This window comes from Halomonas sp. TP35 (assembly GCF_052375975.1).
Classification (GTDB): Bacteria; Pseudomonadota; Gammaproteobacteria; order Pseudomonadales; family Halomonadaceae; genus Vreelandella; species Vreelandella citrativorans.
This window is the reverse complement of sequence record NZ_JBQSUZ010000013.1, coordinates 81,482-93,541: the sequence shown is the minus strand read 5'-3', so window position 1 is coordinate 93,541 and position 12,060 is coordinate 81,482. Positions and strand designations below refer to the sequence as shown.

Here is a 12,060-nt window from a genome sequence, read left to right as displayed (position 1 = left end):
ATGGCTTCCCGCTCCTCTTCAGGGTAGAGGGCGACCAGCCGTGCTTTGCGCTCGGGCAGCAGAGTTTCATAGTCCAGCGGCTCAATGATGTTGGGTGCGGGTAGTTGGGAGAGATCAATCGCGTTGTTCATACGTTTCCCTTGAACGGTACGGCCAGGCTAACGCTTTCGCCACTATCCACCCGCCGGGCGGTGATGATGAGATCAAAGCGGCCGGGCCGGTTTGTGGATACCCGGCGGGCGATTTGCTGTACGCGAATACGCGGTTCCCACTTCATCAGCGCGACCACGGTGGCGGAATAGGCGCGCAGGGCCGTGGGGCCGTTCAAGGGCTGGTCAATGAGTTCAGGTAGCAGTGAACCGTACTCCCGCCGCATCACGCGTGAGCCGATCGGGGTAGTGAGGATGTCGTTCACCGATTGCTGGATATGAGCCAGCGAATCCATGGCTTTACCGGTGTGTGAGCTCATGCCAGACATGTCATTGCACCTTGTACTGGCCAGCGCTGGAACCACCGGTAACGGGCACTTCTGCATTGGCTTGCACCTCATCCACCACCGCGTTGGCAATGGCTTCGGCCATACGGTTTACCCAGCTGTGTTCCCCTGTAGCCGTGGCCCCCTGGGATTGCATCTCGCTGATGATTCGGTTTTTAAGCTGGGTTTTGCTAAGGGCCACTACTTGCCTGCCTTAACGGTGCTGCTACCGTCGCCGTGGGGGTTTCCGGTGAAGTGACAGATGTGCTGTTGAGTCACCACCCCTGTGCCTTGGTTATGTTTGATAAGGGGCGCATCAACGGTCACGGTGCCTGCGGCTTTTATTTCGATTGGCCCTGCACAGTCGATGAAAAGCCGGTTCTTGATATGGTCGTACTCGATCCGGGTACCATCTGGCAGCCAGCGGCCGATGACACTAGGGGCATTTGAGGGCGCTGGGTGGGCATCGCTATAAATGCCCGTTAACACCACGCCAGCAGCGGGGTCGCCGCCGGGTGAAAAGATGATGACCTGCTCGCCCTGGGTGGGTGGGTCCCAATCCCGGGTAGATCCGGCGCGGCCTTCAATCCACGGCAGCCAGTCGGTTAACAGCTCGCCGGTTTTGACGCGCACGCGGGCCGCGGCGTGATCCACCTGGGCGATGGTGCCAAGGCGGATCAGGTTATGCAGCAGGCGGAGGAGTTCGGGAATATTCATAGCCGCTATCCTGCGGCGGCATTAGGCGCAGGCGAAGCGGCGGCGGGTGTGAGTGGGGCTATTTACACCGAAGACACTACTTGCTTTTGTGTGAACTGTGGTTTACATTTTAATCATGAAAATGATTACCGTCACCGAGACCTACTCGACCTGGTTCGAGAAGTTGCGAGATAGCAGGGCCAAGGCAAAGATTTTGGCCAGGGTGCGCCGCGTTGAGTTGGGGAATTTCGGGGACTGTGAACCTGTTGGTGAAGGGGTATCGGAACTGAGGATTCACTACGGGCCTGGCTACCGAGTGTATTTTGTCCAGCGGGGGTATGAACTGGTGATCTTGCTGGCAGGTGGTGATAAATCCACCCAAGCAAAAGATATTGATATCGCGAAGCAATTGGCACGCGATTTGAAGGAGGCACCATGAGCACACTGCGTAAATGGGATGTCGTTGACCATCTAAAAACTGAAGAGGATATGGCGCTATACCTTGAAGCTTGCTTTGAGGAAGGCGACCCCGCGCTGGTAGCTGCCGCGCTTGGTGATATCGCCCGCGCCCGGGGTATGTCACAACTAGCACGTGATACTGGGTTGACCCGTGAGGGGTTATACAAGGCGCTTTCCGCTGATGGAAACCCGAGCTTTGCAACGATCATGACGGTGACGAAAGCCCTCGGTATTTCGTTGCATGCTGAAGCGTCGTAAGGCTTTAGGTTTAATAACACCAAGTACGAATGCCCCACCGTTTTCGGTGGGGCATTTTGTTTGGGTTGAAGGTGTTTCAGTGTAGAAGAGACGGAAACCTTGATTGGTAGCGTTGGGCAATCGCTGCGCCATCTATCACATGACCATAGAGCCGCTTGCCAGCTGGAGAGCCAAGTTGGGTCAGGGCGTCGTATAAATGATAGTGACGGTATAGGTCTCGAATCTGAAGCATATGACTGCATAGCGATTGCAGGTTGAGTTGGTCGGCTTTATCCAGTGTATCTGGTGAGGCCGGTAGCCATTCGCCTTCCAGGGCATAAGCGGCAATAAATTGGCGAGCGGCATCCAGTTGGCTGGCGGGGATGTCTTCGCCGCGGCTAACACCGAAGGCTTTGCGTACCTGTGACCATAGGTGTGAGCGAGCACGCTGTTGGGTGGCTTTTGGGTAGCGGCGTAACCGACCTTCTACCACGGCCGCCAAACAGTGGAACCCATCGGTACCAATTGTTTGGCCGATCAAGGTGCCCATCTTGCCTTCGACATCTTGGTAGTGGCCGTGCTTGCGGATGGCGGGTAGTACTTCGGCGGTGACCCACTTTTTGAAACGTTTGGCTTCTTTCTTTCGGCTACGGAGAATCAGTGAATAAAGTCCCGACTCATTGATCAACAAAGGCTTACGGCCCGAACCGGAATACTGTTCCTGTTCGCGTTTTTCGTCGTCATCAAGACCGAGAAGTGCCTTATGGGTATGGCTGAGATGGAGAGCTCCGCATACATCTATTGCGAAGAACCACGGCTGGTCATCAATTAGCAGGGTACGGACTTCGCGGGTATCAAACCGAAAGGGCAGAATTTCGGCGGTTGCAGTGCTATCATTCATGTGCAGTTCCTTTCATAGAGGTTGGGGCTGTGCTTCCTGAAGCCCTTGGCGTGGCAGCGCCGAGGGCTTCTTCATTTCTGGATGGTTTCACGCTGCATTTCCTTTCTAATCAGATCATTGACTAACCATGTGCGGCTTAGCCGGGTCGTTTTTGCCTTAGTGTCTAACCAAGCTTTTAGTTCTGGCTCAAGGCGTAGATTGCACTGTGGTTTGTTTTGCATCATGTTTTTACCCATGAGTAATTTCCTTATCCAATATGTAGCTAATAGCTACGTATAAAACATAGCTATTAGCTACGTTGCGGTCAATCCCTAAAAGCTATATTTTTGCTACATGGAAAAAGACATCGAAGTTCAAAGCAATCTAAAAATCCCTAAGTCGCTGAAAGAGAAGCTCAAAGCGGCAGCGAAAGAAAATCACCGCTCAATGACAGCGGAGGTAGTAGCGCGCCTGGAAAAGAGCTTTAAAGACGAACAATCTGATGCTCTGGTCGACGACGTTCCGCCCGAGCAGATGCTGAAAATCTTTGATATTTTCAGGCAAGAGCTAGAAGAGAAGATCAAACGTGGGGAGGCAGGGAAGGGGATTCCAAAATTGTCACGCAAGCTATCCAGTAGTAATAAAGATGAAGAGTGAAACCTGACACTCCCATACCATGGGGCTGGTGTAACTAGTCGTTACATCAGCCTCCTATCCCCCTCCCAAATGCCTCAGCACTGAGTCCATAACCATCTCGCGATCCAGCGCGGTAAAACCGAGCAGTTCCCGCTGGGCGTACTCCACTCGGGGGCCATCTCGGCTGACGCGATCTTTGAGGCCGCGTTGGTGGGTAGCGGCGATACGGGCGACGCTGCCAAAGAAACCCACTACGGCGGTGTCGCCTTGAGTGGTGGCCTTGAGCCACTTGGCAGTGGAGAGCTTGCTGAACATGGCGCGGCGGCGAATGCTGCCTTGCTGAGCACGAAACGATTGGGCCTTGCGCGGGGTAAAGGGCGTGCCGTCCGGGTTGGTTTGGGCGCGAATGCGTTCCCGCTGTCGGCGGCGCAAGTCTCGCGCCACATTACGGGCCAGGGCGCGCCGCTGTTTTATATCCAGCTTGGCAAGTAGGGGGCTTACCCAATCTTCCAGCGCTTCCATGTTATCCGCCATGCGCATTGTCCCATTCGGCAGCCAGGGTGTAGTCGGCATCGGCTGCGCTATCACGAATCAGTAGCTGCCAGCGGGGGGCGGGGCAGCCGGTAGCCTCGAAGCGGGCCAGTACGTGATCCACCTTGATGCGGCCAGCATCGCAATCCACCTTGGCGAGTACGCGCTCGGTGAGTTTTACGCGCAGGGCTACGTCGACGGATTTATGGCTGAGGATCTCGGCTTCAAAGCTGATGGCCTGAGCAGGGTCGGCATCCGGCTGGTACTCGGCCAGCCACTGCAGCAGTGGCACGATGAGGGTATCGAGGTCCGCGCTAAAGTCGGTGAGAACCAACTGGGCGGTGAACTGGTATTCGTGGGTCAGGTTGGGGCCCCGGCGAAACTCGATACTGCCTTCTTCCACAAAGGTGAGCAGCCGTTCAGGGTCGCGGGCAAGCGCCGGTACGGCGTTAATCAGGTGTGTGCGTAGCAGGTGAAGCTTTTTCATCGGCGTTCTCGTGGCAGGCAATAATGGCGTCTACCTCGGCGGCGCACTGCGCCCATGCCGCTTCGGTGCGTTCAAGCTGCAGGTGCAGTTCGCCGTTGGTGAACGGGTTACTGGCTGGGAGCGTGCAGGGGCTTGGCGTCGCGCACTGATTCGTAATAAGCAGCGGCGCCGGTGATGGCGGGGCGGTGGCGCAGCCGGTTAACAGCATCAGGCAGGCGAGCAGCAGCCCAGGCGCGTAGCGTCTCGTTTTCACGGTGAAGATCCTCAATGATGGCCAAGCGGTCGGAGGCCGTTCGCGCAAGCGCCGCCTGTTGCTGGGCTAAAGCGCGGCGCTGGTTGGCCTGGCGTAAGGCGTTATCCCAGAGCGCATTGATCACGACCTGATGCTGGGCTTCGCGCTGGCGGGATTCCGCCAGTTGCTGTTCGGCAAGCTCGGCGCGGGCCTCAGCGGCGTGGGTGCGTTGCCACAGTGCCCAGGTCACCAGCAGCACAAGTGCCAGAATGGTAAGGGCGGCAAGTAGTCGGCTCATGGGGTGGGCGCCTGTTCCAGCCCGGCCAGACTCAATCCTGAAAGACAAAGCTCCCGTTCGGTAGCGCGGCGTGTCACCAGGCCGTTGAGTTTTTGCCCATCGGCATACACCCAGCGGCTTAGCTCATGGCAGGCGCCGCGCAGGTCGCCCTGGTTGAGCTTGCGTAGCAGGGTGGAGCGGGCAAAGTTGCCTTCCCCAACGTTGTAAACGAAAGATGCCAGCGCGGCGCGGGTGGGGGCGGGCAGATTTACCCGGGCGCGCCTGTCGACCGTGGCGAAGGCGTCGCCCAAGTCTTCTTCAAGCAAGGCGGTACACTCTGCCTGGCTGAGCGTTTGCCCCATGCGCACGGTGGCCGTGTGGCCATAGCAGATGGTCGGAATACCCACGGGGTCGTGGTAAGCCGTGGGGTGGTAACCTTCGTAGTAAGTCACCACGGCGGTGGCGATACTAATGGCGCCGGCAGCGAGGCTAACGCCAATACGTGTTTTAAGACCCACGACGGTTCTCCCAGTAGTGGCGCAGGCGGGTGAGGTAGCGGGGTACCAACAACCCGATCTGCAGCGCGAGATATAAAAGCGTTAACACCGTGACCCAGTCGGCAGGCGTCATGCCGCCTACGTGCAGCAGCGAGACGACCGCCGGTGGTGCGGCCTTGGCGGTCTCGGTGGAAATTTCAAAGTGATGGCTCATGCGGGCCTCAGTGTCGTGGGTGTTAATCCCATAGCTGCACCGTGGGGGCGCGTTGTGTGGTCTGGGATATGAGGGGCATCGTGACGGGCGTGCCGTGGGGCAGCACCGGCCCTAGCTCCGCCAGCCACGGGTTGGCAGCCAGCACCTGTTCGGTGACGCCACGGGTGGTGCCGTAGAAGCGGTAGCAAATGGCATCCAATGTGTCGTGCTGTTCGGCGTGTACGAGGGTCATATCAGCTCGACCGTACTGTGCGGGCGCCCTTCGATCTCGCTGATCGCCCAGGCGGCATCGCGGCGGTAGCTGTCGGCGGGGTTGGCCAGCTGCTCGCCACGCTCGCGGCCGCTGTTGGTAGCGTCGAAGTCGGCGTAGTGTTCGACCAGGCTGGCATGCGCGGTGGAGAACACGGCGCGTAGGTATAGCCCGCGAAAAACCTCCGGCGCTTGCCATACGGGAATGGGCAGCGAGTCCATCGTGGCGTAGCCGGCATCGACCTTGGCTTGTTGCCAGTGGCGTAGCACGCGGTTCACCGTGGCCATGCCGGCTTGCAGGGCGCTTTCGATACGGGCGCTGGTAATGGTGCTGTCCAGCCGGTGGCGTTCACGGAACGCGCTGGGCTGAATATCCGGCCAGAAGCCGTTGTTTTCGATGGCCTGTTCAGCGGTGTCGCTGGGGGGCGTGCCTGCCGAGATAAAGCTGCTCATCATGGCTCCAGGTAGCGGGTAACCGTTTTTGCGCGGGGTCGGGCGCGATGAATAAGAAGGGGGTGGGCGGCGTTCGAGCGTGAGCCTAGGCATAGGTGCCTGAGTGCTTGGCTCTTACGTCGCGCCCCCTGACGTCGGCGGTCGACTCGGTTGGCCTAGCCGGTGGGCTTGGCGGCGTTCTGTTTCAGTTCACGTTCCAGGCGTTCAAGGTCTTTCTTCACGCCGATGCGGTCGTTGAGCTCCAGCGCACGGGTAAGGCTTGCGTGGGCTTCATCCAGTTGGTTGGCCACACGCAGCGCATACCCCAACGCCTTATGAAGCTTGGCGCGGATCTGATCGTGCATATCAGCGCTTGCGGTGAGGTGTTCAACTTCCACCAAGTGGGCGAGCAGGGCGAGAGAATCGGTGCCTTCATCGTCCATTTGCTTAAGTGCCTGGTCGGCCACTTCTTCCGCGATGATGGCGGCGGTGCCGCGCTCGAACTGGTCCGGCGGGGTTAGGCTGTGCTTGAGGGCATAGCGGGCAATGGCAATAGCACCGCCCAGGTCTCCCGCATCAATACGCCAGAGCATGATGCGCAGGAGCACGTCATCTTGTGCGCCTTGACCGGCTTCCAGCACGCCGGCCACGTACTCGGCGTAGTTGGGCAGGATCTCGCGCTTGATCTCGGCCTTTTTCTCCATTGATTGAGTGGATTTAAGGCGGCGGTAGTCTTCAAACAGGGCGGCCTGCATAAGCTCGTAGGCTTCGCCCTGCATGGGGGCGTCCCCCGCATCAGCGGCCGCTTGGGCGGCGCTAACGCGTTCGAAGTGACGGCGGGCTGGGCTGGTCATCGCTTCTCCTTGATACCGTTAATGGCTGCTTCAGAGAGTTCGATGTTTTCCACCAGGCAGCCCGCGCCGAAGTCTTCCACCACGTAGGCGTCGTTGGAAGATTCGAAGTTCTCCACGCGGTTGCGCCGTGGGTTCTCGGTGACGTAGCGGCGGCGGGCGCCGTTCTGCCAGTAGACCGATAGGTTATCCAGGGTGGTGACCATCAGCGCGTTATCGGGGAAGAAGGGCACATCCATGCCTTGCAGTCCACCGATGCGCTTCTGGCTAATAACCAGGTCGGCGGCCAACTGCTCGCTAGGCGGCAGCTGGTTGAGCAGCGGGAAATACTTGTCGGCCATGAGGTTGCGGCCAAGGATTACAACTAGCCCTGGCAAGCGACGGAACCAGGGGGCGATTAAGTTATTAATCACGTCGTAAACCACGGCATCCAGTGAGGCGAAGTCACCGACGATGCCGGGGCCGGTTTCGAGGGGCGTTGGGTCAATCAAAATTTTGCCGTTGGTTTTGCCGTCTTTCATCACTCGCTGAGGAGACTGGGTGCGGTAATGCTGCAGCCAGCCGATGTTGACGTCTTCCAGGTAGGGGTTGGCCACTGGGTCGGTTTGGGAAGCGGCGGAGGTGCCGTTGAAGCCGATCATCATGCGATCCAGCGCCTGCTGGCGAACGATCACATCGCGCACCATGGCTTGGAAGTTGGGGAACTTGGCCCAGGCATCCAGTTTGGCGTAACCCAAGTGGGTGTCGAATTCGGTCATTCGGCACTCGTAGCCCTGGGCATCCAGGGTGGTGAGGTCACGGGTTTTGCGATCCTGGTTGTTGACGTTGGTGCGGGCCGCGATGGGGCCGGTGACACCAAGGGCGAGCTTTTCGCCTTTCAGCTCATCGACGCCGACCATATTGATACGCGAAAGGAAGTCACTGGACTCCTGAATGCGCTTTTCCAGCCGTTGCTGGATAGTGGGATCGACGGCAAATTTCTGGGTAGCGTCCGGGACGCCGTTAAGCTTGGCCACCTGAGTGGCGAAGCTGTTAAAAAGCGTACGGGTATCATTGCGCATATTGGTGGCGTCTCTTAGCAGTCGGTTTCGATGGTGCCGTCGTTGCCGGTGGCAGGCGTGCGCGGCTGGCGGTTGGGAGTGTTGTCGAGCTTGCTGTAAAGCGCGTCGAACTCTTTCTTCAGCGTGTCGTGGGCGCTTTTGAGTTCATTGAAAGCGGCTTGAGTGGGGCGCTTTTTCAGCGCTTCGCTGAGTGCCTGATGCTTTTCAACGAACAGCCCAAGGGTCTCTTCCAGATCGGCGCGGAACGCGGCAAAACCGGCTTCGGTTTTTGCGTCCTGCTTCTTGAACAGCGCCTTCACACGCTCGGCCAGTGTTGGGCCTTTGTCTTCCGGCTCCTCGCTGAAGGAAAGGTCGGTTTCCACCGCAGCGGAGAAGAGGTTTTCTAGGCGCTGCTTGCGGCTGGCCAGCGGTGATTCGTCGCCGTTTTTCACCTGCTGAGCGCTGAATTGGAGCATTGAGGTGCCGAGTGAAGCGGGTGTGTCCGTAACGGCTAGCCCGACTAGGTAAGCCTCGCCGGTGTCGGCGAAGTCGAGATCTACTTCCATTGAGGTGTAGATTTTCTGGCGTTTCTCGACCATGGCTTTTAGCTCGTCGGTCGGGTCGATCTCGGCGTAGAGGCCAAGCTTTCCATCGTCGTCCTTTTCAGTTTTGAGCGCGGTTACATCGCCGTAGGCTTTGAAGGGGCCATCCGGCAGCATGCCTTTAATGTGTTCCATATTGACCCGGCAGCCGTAGTTGTCCGGGTCGAAATTGGCGGCCATTTGAGTGAGCCATTCGGCGCTGATGGTGCGGCCATCAGTGGTTGCGCCTTCTTTTGCGATACGGTGCCAGGACATGGGTGGGCCTCGGTAGCTGACAGAAAATAAGCAGGGGTGTTTGATTGTCGTCAGGTTCCGCGCACACGCGCCCTGGCTCAATGCGCGCTGGGTGTAAGTAGCCTTACTCACACCGAGCGGGGCAATCGTGGCCTCGTCTGCGCGGGTACGCTGGCGGCATGACTCCACAAGCCAACATCGACGACGATCACCACCGCCTCTCTGCCCGCCATCTCTATTGGATGGGGTGGCGTATTGCGCGCATTGCTGAATTTCTGGAGTTGCCCCGGGCGACCATCGATAGCTGGAAAAAGCGCGATGCGTGGGACGACGCCACGCCGACCCAGCGGGTAGAAGGGGCGCTGGAGGCGCGCCTGGTACAGCTGATCTGGAAGGATCAGAAAGAGGGGAAAGACTTCAAGGAGATTGACCTGCTCGGCCGCCAGATCGAGCGGCTGGCCCGGGTACACAAGTATCAGGGCAGTGGGAGGGAGACTGACCTCAATCCGAACATTGAGAAGCGCAACTCCGGCGAGAAGCGTAAGCCTGCGCGCAATGATGTGGGTGATGAAGGCGTTATTCAGATCGTCGAGGCGTTCGAGGCCTCGCTATTCGATTACCAGCGGGGCTGGTACCGGGCCGGGCAGCATGAACGCATTCGCAACCTGCTGAAGTCAAGGCAGATTGGTGCGACCTGGTATTTTGCCCGTGAAGCCATTGCCGATGCCATGGAGACCGGCAAAAACAAGATATTCATGTCCGCCTCGAAGGCCCAGGCGCACATCTTCCGCCACTACATTGTGCAGTTCGTTAAGGAAGTGACCGGCGTTGAGCTGAAGGGCGACCCCATCATTCTCGCCAACGGCGCAGAGCTGCATTTTCTAGGCACAAACGCCAAGACGGCGCAGGGATACCATGGCGATACCTATTTAGACGAATACTTCTGGATTCATGGCTTCGAGACGTTCCGCAAGGTGACGTCGGGCATGGCGATGCATAAGAAGTGGAAGCAGACTTATTTCAGCACGCCATCGTCGGTTGCCCACGAGGCGTATCCGTTCTGGACCGGTGACCGGTTCAATAAACGCCAGAAGAAAGCCGACCGGGTGAAGATCGATATCAGCCACGCGGCGCTGAAGAATGGAGCGCGGGGGCCGGATGGCCAGTGGCGGCAGATCGTGACCATTGAAGATGCTATCGCCGGTGGCTGTGATCTGTTCGACATCGACCAGCTGCGCCTTGAGTACAGCGATGATGAGTTTGCGAACCTGCTGATGTGCGAGTTCGTGGACGATACGCAAAGCGCTTTCCCGCTGGCGATGATGCAGCGCTGCATGGTGGACAGCTGGGATGCCTGGCGGGATCTAAAACCCTTCGCCCCACGGCCTTATGGCGAGCACCCGGTGTGGGTAGGTTACGACCCGGCGGGGGATGGAGAGGAAGGCGACGGCGCGGGCCTTGTTGTGATCGCGCCGCCCAAAACGCTGGAGAGCAAACACCGCATTCTTGAACGCCACCGCATTAAAGGCCGCGATTATGAAGCCCAGGCGGAATTCATTCGCAGCGTGACCCGCCGCTATAACGTGACCTTTATTGGTATCGATACGTCGGGCCTGGGGGAAGCCGTGGCCCAACTGGTCGCCAAGTTTTTCCCCACCGTAACCCGGTACCGCTATACCCCGGAAATGAAGTCGCGGCTGGTGATGCAGGCGCAGCAGATCATCAACAAGGGCCGTCTTGAATTTGATGCTGGCTGGGTCGATATCGCCCAGTCATTTATGGCGATCCGCCGCGAGTTAACGGCTTCTGGCCGCCAGATGACCTATACCGCCGGACGCAATAATCAAACCGGCCATGCCGACCTGGCGTGGGCCACCATGCATGCCTTACACAATGAACCTCTTGATGGCCCGGCCGATTATGGTACGGGGCGTTCTCTAATGGAGATATATGGATGAGCGAAGCGGCAGTAGCGCCAAAGCCCCGGGTACGCGTGCCCGCTTACGTGAAAGACACCGAGACCACGGCCGCGCCTGCCAAGGCAGAGGCGTTCAGCTTTGGTGAGCCGACGCCAGTGATTGATGGTTATGACTTCTTCTATACCGGCTGCTGGATGCTGGGTAATGAGTGGTACGAACCGCCGGTGGACTTTCCCGCACTGGCCCAAACCTATCGCGCCACGGCGCACCATGGCTCAGCCATTCAGGTGAAGCGCAATATTCTGGTGCGTTCGTTTATTCCTCACCCGCTGTTAAGCCGCCAGGCGTTCAGCGCACTGGCCACCGATTACTTTGTGTTTGGTAACTGCTACCTGGAGAGGGTCTTCGGTCGCTTGGGCAGACTGCTGGCACTGAAGCCTGCCCGGGCGAAGTACGTACGTCGCGGCGCGGATCTGAGCCGCTACTTCTGGGTGCCCAACTGGTCGGAACGCAGCGAGTTTGAAGAGGGCAGCATTATTCACCTGTTGGAACCAGATATTAATCAGGAGGTGTATGGCGTGCCGGATTACCTGGGCGCGCTGCAGTCGATCTATCTCAACGAAAACGCCACGTTGTTCCGGCGCAAGTATTACCTGAACGGCTCTCATGCCGGGTTTGTGATGTACGTCTCCGATGCGGCCCACAATCAGGAAGACATCGACGCCATGCGCACGGCGTTAAAAGAATCGAAAGGTGTAGGCAACTTCCGCAACCTGTTCCTCTACAGCCCCAACGGAAAGAAAGACGGCATCCAGATCATCCCGATCAGCGAGGTCGCCGCCAAGGATGACTTCGCCGCGATCAAGAACATCACCCGCGACGACCAACTGGCAGGCCACCGCATCCCCCCGCAGCTGATGGGCATCATCCCCAACAACACCGGCGGCTTCGGCGACGTGGAGAAAGCCGCCAAGGTGTTCGTCACCAATGAGTTGGAACCGGTGCAGGCCGTGTTCAGTGAGATCAACGATCTGCTGGGGGAGGAGGTGATTCGGTTTAAAGAGTATTCGTTAGGCGAATAAAAAAGCGCCTGGCGTAACCAGGCGCACATC

Annotated in this window: 21 protein-coding genes; 5 read left to right on the top strand and 16 right to left on the bottom strand. The window is 58.3% G+C overall.

The window, feature by feature from the left end; genetic code table 11:
• Nucleotides 1–127: 127 nt before the first annotated feature.
• From ACT3RU_RS14295 to ACT3RU_RS14285, 3 genes are read right to left on the bottom strand one after another with little or no spacing between them, the layout of a single operon-like run.
• Nucleotides 128–478 (bottom strand): GPW/gp25 family protein, encoded by a 351-nt coding sequence (locus tag ACT3RU_RS14295; protein WP_192528104.1) that lies wholly within the window; start codon nucleotides 476–478, stop codon nucleotides 128–130.
• A gap of 1 nt (nucleotide 479) precedes the next feature.
• Nucleotides 480–677, bottom strand: coding sequence for a hypothetical protein (locus ACT3RU_RS14290; protein ID WP_192528106.1), 198 nt, complete (start codon nucleotides 675–677; stop codon nucleotides 480–482).
• Nucleotides 677–1,192 (bottom strand): phage baseplate assembly protein V, encoded by a 516-nt coding sequence (locus ACT3RU_RS14285; protein ID WP_225733889.1) that lies wholly within the window; start codon nucleotides 1,190–1,192, stop codon nucleotides 677–679. The genes ACT3RU_RS14290 and ACT3RU_RS14285 overlap by 1 nt, the downstream gene beginning before the upstream one ends.
• A 115-nt stretch (nucleotides 1,193–1,307) precedes the next feature.
• Here ACT3RU_RS14285 and ACT3RU_RS14280 point away from each other — a divergent pair, with 115 nt between their 5' ends.
• Entirely contained in the window at nucleotides 1,308–1,610 is a 303-nt protein-coding gene (locus ACT3RU_RS14280; RefSeq protein WP_192528108.1) for a type II toxin-antitoxin system RelE/ParE family toxin, read from the top strand.
• Complete coding sequence (locus ACT3RU_RS14275) at nucleotides 1,607–1,888, top strand: addiction module antidote protein (protein WP_192528109.1); 282 nt, start codon at nucleotides 1,607–1,609, stop codon at nucleotides 1,886–1,888. Before ACT3RU_RS14280 ends, ACT3RU_RS14275 begins: the two co-directional genes overlap by 4 nt.
• A gap of 76 nt (nucleotides 1,889–1,964) precedes the next feature.
• Here ACT3RU_RS14275 and ACT3RU_RS14270 read toward each other — a convergent pair whose 3' ends face one another.
• The gene (locus ACT3RU_RS14270; RefSeq protein ID WP_192528111.1) at nucleotides 1,965–2,768 is read right to left on the bottom strand and encodes a BRO-N domain-containing protein; all 804 of its coding nucleotides are present in this window, start codon (nucleotides 2,766–2,768) and stop codon (nucleotides 1,965–1,967) included.
• Nucleotides 2,769–2,839: 71 nt separating this feature from the next.
• Nucleotides 2,840–3,004, bottom strand: a complete 165-nt coding sequence (locus tag ACT3RU_RS14265; protein ID WP_192528112.1) for a hypothetical protein — start codon at nucleotides 3,002–3,004, stop codon at nucleotides 2,840–2,842.
• A 97-nt stretch (nucleotides 3,005–3,101) separates the two neighbouring features.
• On the opposite strand from ACT3RU_RS14265, the gene ACT3RU_RS14260 reads away from it, so the two are divergent.
• Nucleotides 3,102–3,404 (top strand): Arc family DNA-binding protein, encoded by a 303-nt coding sequence (locus ACT3RU_RS14260; RefSeq protein WP_192528114.1) that lies wholly within the window; start codon nucleotides 3,102–3,104, stop codon nucleotides 3,402–3,404.
• A 54-nt stretch (nucleotides 3,405–3,458) separates the two neighbouring features.
• On the opposite strand, the gene ACT3RU_RS14255 is transcribed toward ACT3RU_RS14260, so the two are convergent.
• The 11 genes from ACT3RU_RS14255 to ACT3RU_RS14205 form a co-directional block, all read right to left on the bottom strand.
• Complete coding sequence (locus tag ACT3RU_RS14255; RefSeq protein ID WP_192528116.1) at nucleotides 3,459–3,917, bottom strand: phage virion morphogenesis protein; 459 nt, start codon at nucleotides 3,915–3,917, stop codon at nucleotides 3,459–3,461.
• Nucleotides 3,907–4,401 carry a phage tail protein gene (locus ACT3RU_RS14250; RefSeq protein ID WP_192528117.1) on the bottom strand — a complete coding sequence of 165 codons (495 nt, stop codon included), beginning with the start codon at nucleotides 4,399–4,401 and terminating at the stop codon, nucleotides 3,907–3,909. The genes ACT3RU_RS14255 and ACT3RU_RS14250 overlap by 11 nt, the downstream gene beginning before the upstream one ends.
• Nucleotides 4,364–4,609 carry an Rz1-like lysis system protein LysC gene (gene lysC / locus ACT3RU_RS14245; RefSeq protein ID WP_412767841.1) on the bottom strand — a complete coding sequence of 82 codons (246 nt, stop codon included), beginning with the start codon at nucleotides 4,607–4,609 and terminating at the stop codon, nucleotides 4,364–4,366. Before lysC ends, ACT3RU_RS14250 begins: the two co-directional genes overlap by 38 nt.
• Entirely contained in the window at nucleotides 4,509–4,931 is a 423-nt protein-coding gene (gene lysB, locus ACT3RU_RS14240) for an Rz-like lysis system protein LysB (RefSeq protein WP_192528119.1), read from the bottom strand. The genes lysC and lysB overlap by 101 nt, the downstream gene beginning before the upstream one ends.
• Nucleotides 4,928–5,428: a lysozyme gene (locus ACT3RU_RS14235; RefSeq protein WP_192528121.1), complete on the bottom strand. Its 501-nt coding sequence runs from the start codon at nucleotides 5,426–5,428 to the stop codon at nucleotides 4,928–4,930. Before ACT3RU_RS14235 ends, lysB begins: the two co-directional genes overlap by 4 nt.
• Nucleotides 5,418–5,621: a hypothetical protein gene (locus tag ACT3RU_RS14230; RefSeq protein ID WP_192528122.1), complete on the bottom strand. Its 204-nt coding sequence runs from the start codon at nucleotides 5,619–5,621 to the stop codon at nucleotides 5,418–5,420. The genes ACT3RU_RS14235 and ACT3RU_RS14230 overlap by 11 nt, the downstream gene beginning before the upstream one ends.
• Before the next feature lie 22 nt (nucleotides 5,622–5,643).
• Entirely contained in the window at nucleotides 5,644–5,853 is a 210-nt protein-coding gene (locus ACT3RU_RS14225) for a tail protein X (RefSeq protein WP_192528124.1), read from the bottom strand.
• Complete coding sequence (locus ACT3RU_RS14220; protein ID WP_192528126.1) at nucleotides 5,850–6,416, bottom strand: head completion/stabilization protein; 567 nt, start codon at nucleotides 6,414–6,416, stop codon at nucleotides 5,850–5,852. The genes ACT3RU_RS14225 and ACT3RU_RS14220 overlap by 4 nt, the downstream gene beginning before the upstream one ends.
• A gap of 62 nt (nucleotides 6,417–6,478) precedes the next feature.
• Entirely contained in the window at nucleotides 6,479–7,156 is a 678-nt protein-coding gene (gpM, locus tag ACT3RU_RS14215) for a phage terminase small subunit (RefSeq protein ID WP_192528128.1), read from the bottom strand.
• Nucleotides 7,153–8,214 (bottom strand): phage major capsid protein, P2 family, encoded by a 1,062-nt coding sequence (locus ACT3RU_RS14210; RefSeq protein WP_192528129.1) that lies wholly within the window; start codon nucleotides 8,212–8,214, stop codon nucleotides 7,153–7,155. The genes gpM and ACT3RU_RS14210 overlap by 4 nt, the downstream gene beginning before the upstream one ends.
• Before the next feature lie 14 nt (nucleotides 8,215–8,228).
• On the bottom strand, nucleotides 8,229–9,050 hold the full coding sequence (locus ACT3RU_RS14205; RefSeq protein ID WP_192528130.1) for a GPO family capsid scaffolding protein: 822 nt from the start codon (nucleotides 9,048–9,050) through the stop codon (nucleotides 8,229–8,231).
• A 158-nt stretch (nucleotides 9,051–9,208) separates the two neighbouring features.
• Here ACT3RU_RS14205 and ACT3RU_RS14200 point away from each other — a divergent pair, with 158 nt between their 5' ends.
• Both ACT3RU_RS14200 and ACT3RU_RS14195 read left to right on the top strand, forming a co-directional pair.
• Entirely contained in the window at nucleotides 9,209–10,987 is a 1,779-nt protein-coding gene (locus ACT3RU_RS14200) for a terminase large subunit domain-containing protein (protein WP_192528132.1), read from the top strand.
• On the top strand, nucleotides 10,984–12,030 hold the full coding sequence (locus ACT3RU_RS14195; protein WP_192528133.1) for a phage portal protein: 1,047 nt from the start codon (nucleotides 10,984–10,986) through the stop codon (nucleotides 12,028–12,030). Before ACT3RU_RS14200 ends, ACT3RU_RS14195 begins: the two co-directional genes overlap by 4 nt.
• Nucleotides 12,031–12,060: the final 30 nt, after the last annotated feature.

Excerpts from the sequence above, each read along its gene's own strand:
- ACT3RU_RS14295 (WP_192528104.1), bottom strand. The coding sequence starts at position 478 with ATGTCTGGCATGAGCTCACACACCGGTAAAGCCATGGATTCGCTGGCT.
- ACT3RU_RS14285 (WP_225733889.1), bottom strand. The coding sequence starts at position 1,192 with ATGAATATTCCCGAACTCCTCCGCCTGCTGCATAACCTGATCCGCCTT.
- ACT3RU_RS14280 (WP_192528108.1), top strand. The coding sequence starts at position 1,308 with ATGAAAATGATTACCGTCACCGAGACCTACTCGACCTGGTTCGAGAAG.
- ACT3RU_RS14275 (WP_192528109.1), top strand. The coding sequence starts at position 1,607 with ATGAGCACACTGCGTAAATGGGATGTCGTTGACCATCTAAAAACTGAA.
- ACT3RU_RS14270 (WP_192528111.1), bottom strand. The coding sequence starts at position 2,768 with ATGAATGATAGCACTGCAACCGCCGAAATTCTGCCCTTTCGGTTTGAT.
- ACT3RU_RS14265 (WP_192528112.1), bottom strand. The coding sequence starts at position 3,004 with ATGGGTAAAAACATGATGCAAAACAAACCACAGTGCAATCTACGCCTT.
- ACT3RU_RS14260 (WP_192528114.1), top strand. The coding sequence starts at position 3,102 with ATGGAAAAAGACATCGAAGTTCAAAGCAATCTAAAAATCCCTAAGTCG.
- ACT3RU_RS14255 (WP_192528116.1), bottom strand. The coding sequence starts at position 3,917 with ATGGCGGATAACATGGAAGCGCTGGAAGATTGGGTAAGCCCCCTACTT.
- ACT3RU_RS14250 (WP_192528117.1), bottom strand. The coding sequence starts at position 4,401 with ATGAAAAAGCTTCACCTGCTACGCACACACCTGATTAACGCCGTACCG.
- lysC (WP_412767841.1), bottom strand. The coding sequence starts at position 4,609 with ATGCTGTTAACCGGCTGCGCCACCGCCCCGCCATCACCGGCGCCGCTG.
- lysB (WP_192528119.1), bottom strand. The coding sequence starts at position 4,931 with ATGAGCCGACTACTTGCCGCCCTTACCATTCTGGCACTTGTGCTGCTG.
- ACT3RU_RS14230 (WP_192528122.1), bottom strand. The coding sequence starts at position 5,621 with ATGAGCCATCACTTTGAAATTTCCACCGAGACCGCCAAGGCCGCACCA.
- ACT3RU_RS14225 (WP_192528124.1), bottom strand. The coding sequence starts at position 5,853 with ATGACCCTCGTACACGCCGAACAGCACGACACATTGGATGCCATTTGC.
- ACT3RU_RS14220 (WP_192528126.1), bottom strand. The coding sequence starts at position 6,416 with ATGCCTAGGCTCACGCTCGAACGCCGCCCACCCCCTTCTTATTCATCG.
- gpM (WP_192528128.1), bottom strand. The coding sequence starts at position 7,156 with ATGACCAGCCCAGCCCGCCGTCACTTCGAACGCGTTAGCGCCGCCCAA.
- ACT3RU_RS14210 (WP_192528129.1), bottom strand. The coding sequence starts at position 8,214 with ATGCGCAATGATACCCGTACGCTTTTTAACAGCTTCGCCACTCAGGTG.
- ACT3RU_RS14205 (WP_192528130.1), bottom strand. The coding sequence starts at position 9,050 with ATGTCCTGGCACCGTATCGCAAAAGAAGGCGCAACCACTGATGGCCGC.
- ACT3RU_RS14200 (WP_192528132.1), top strand. The coding sequence starts at position 9,209 with ATGACTCCACAAGCCAACATCGACGACGATCACCACCGCCTCTCTGCC.
- ACT3RU_RS14195 (WP_192528133.1), top strand. The coding sequence starts at position 10,984 with ATGAGCGAAGCGGCAGTAGCGCCAAAGCCCCGGGTACGCGTGCCCGCT.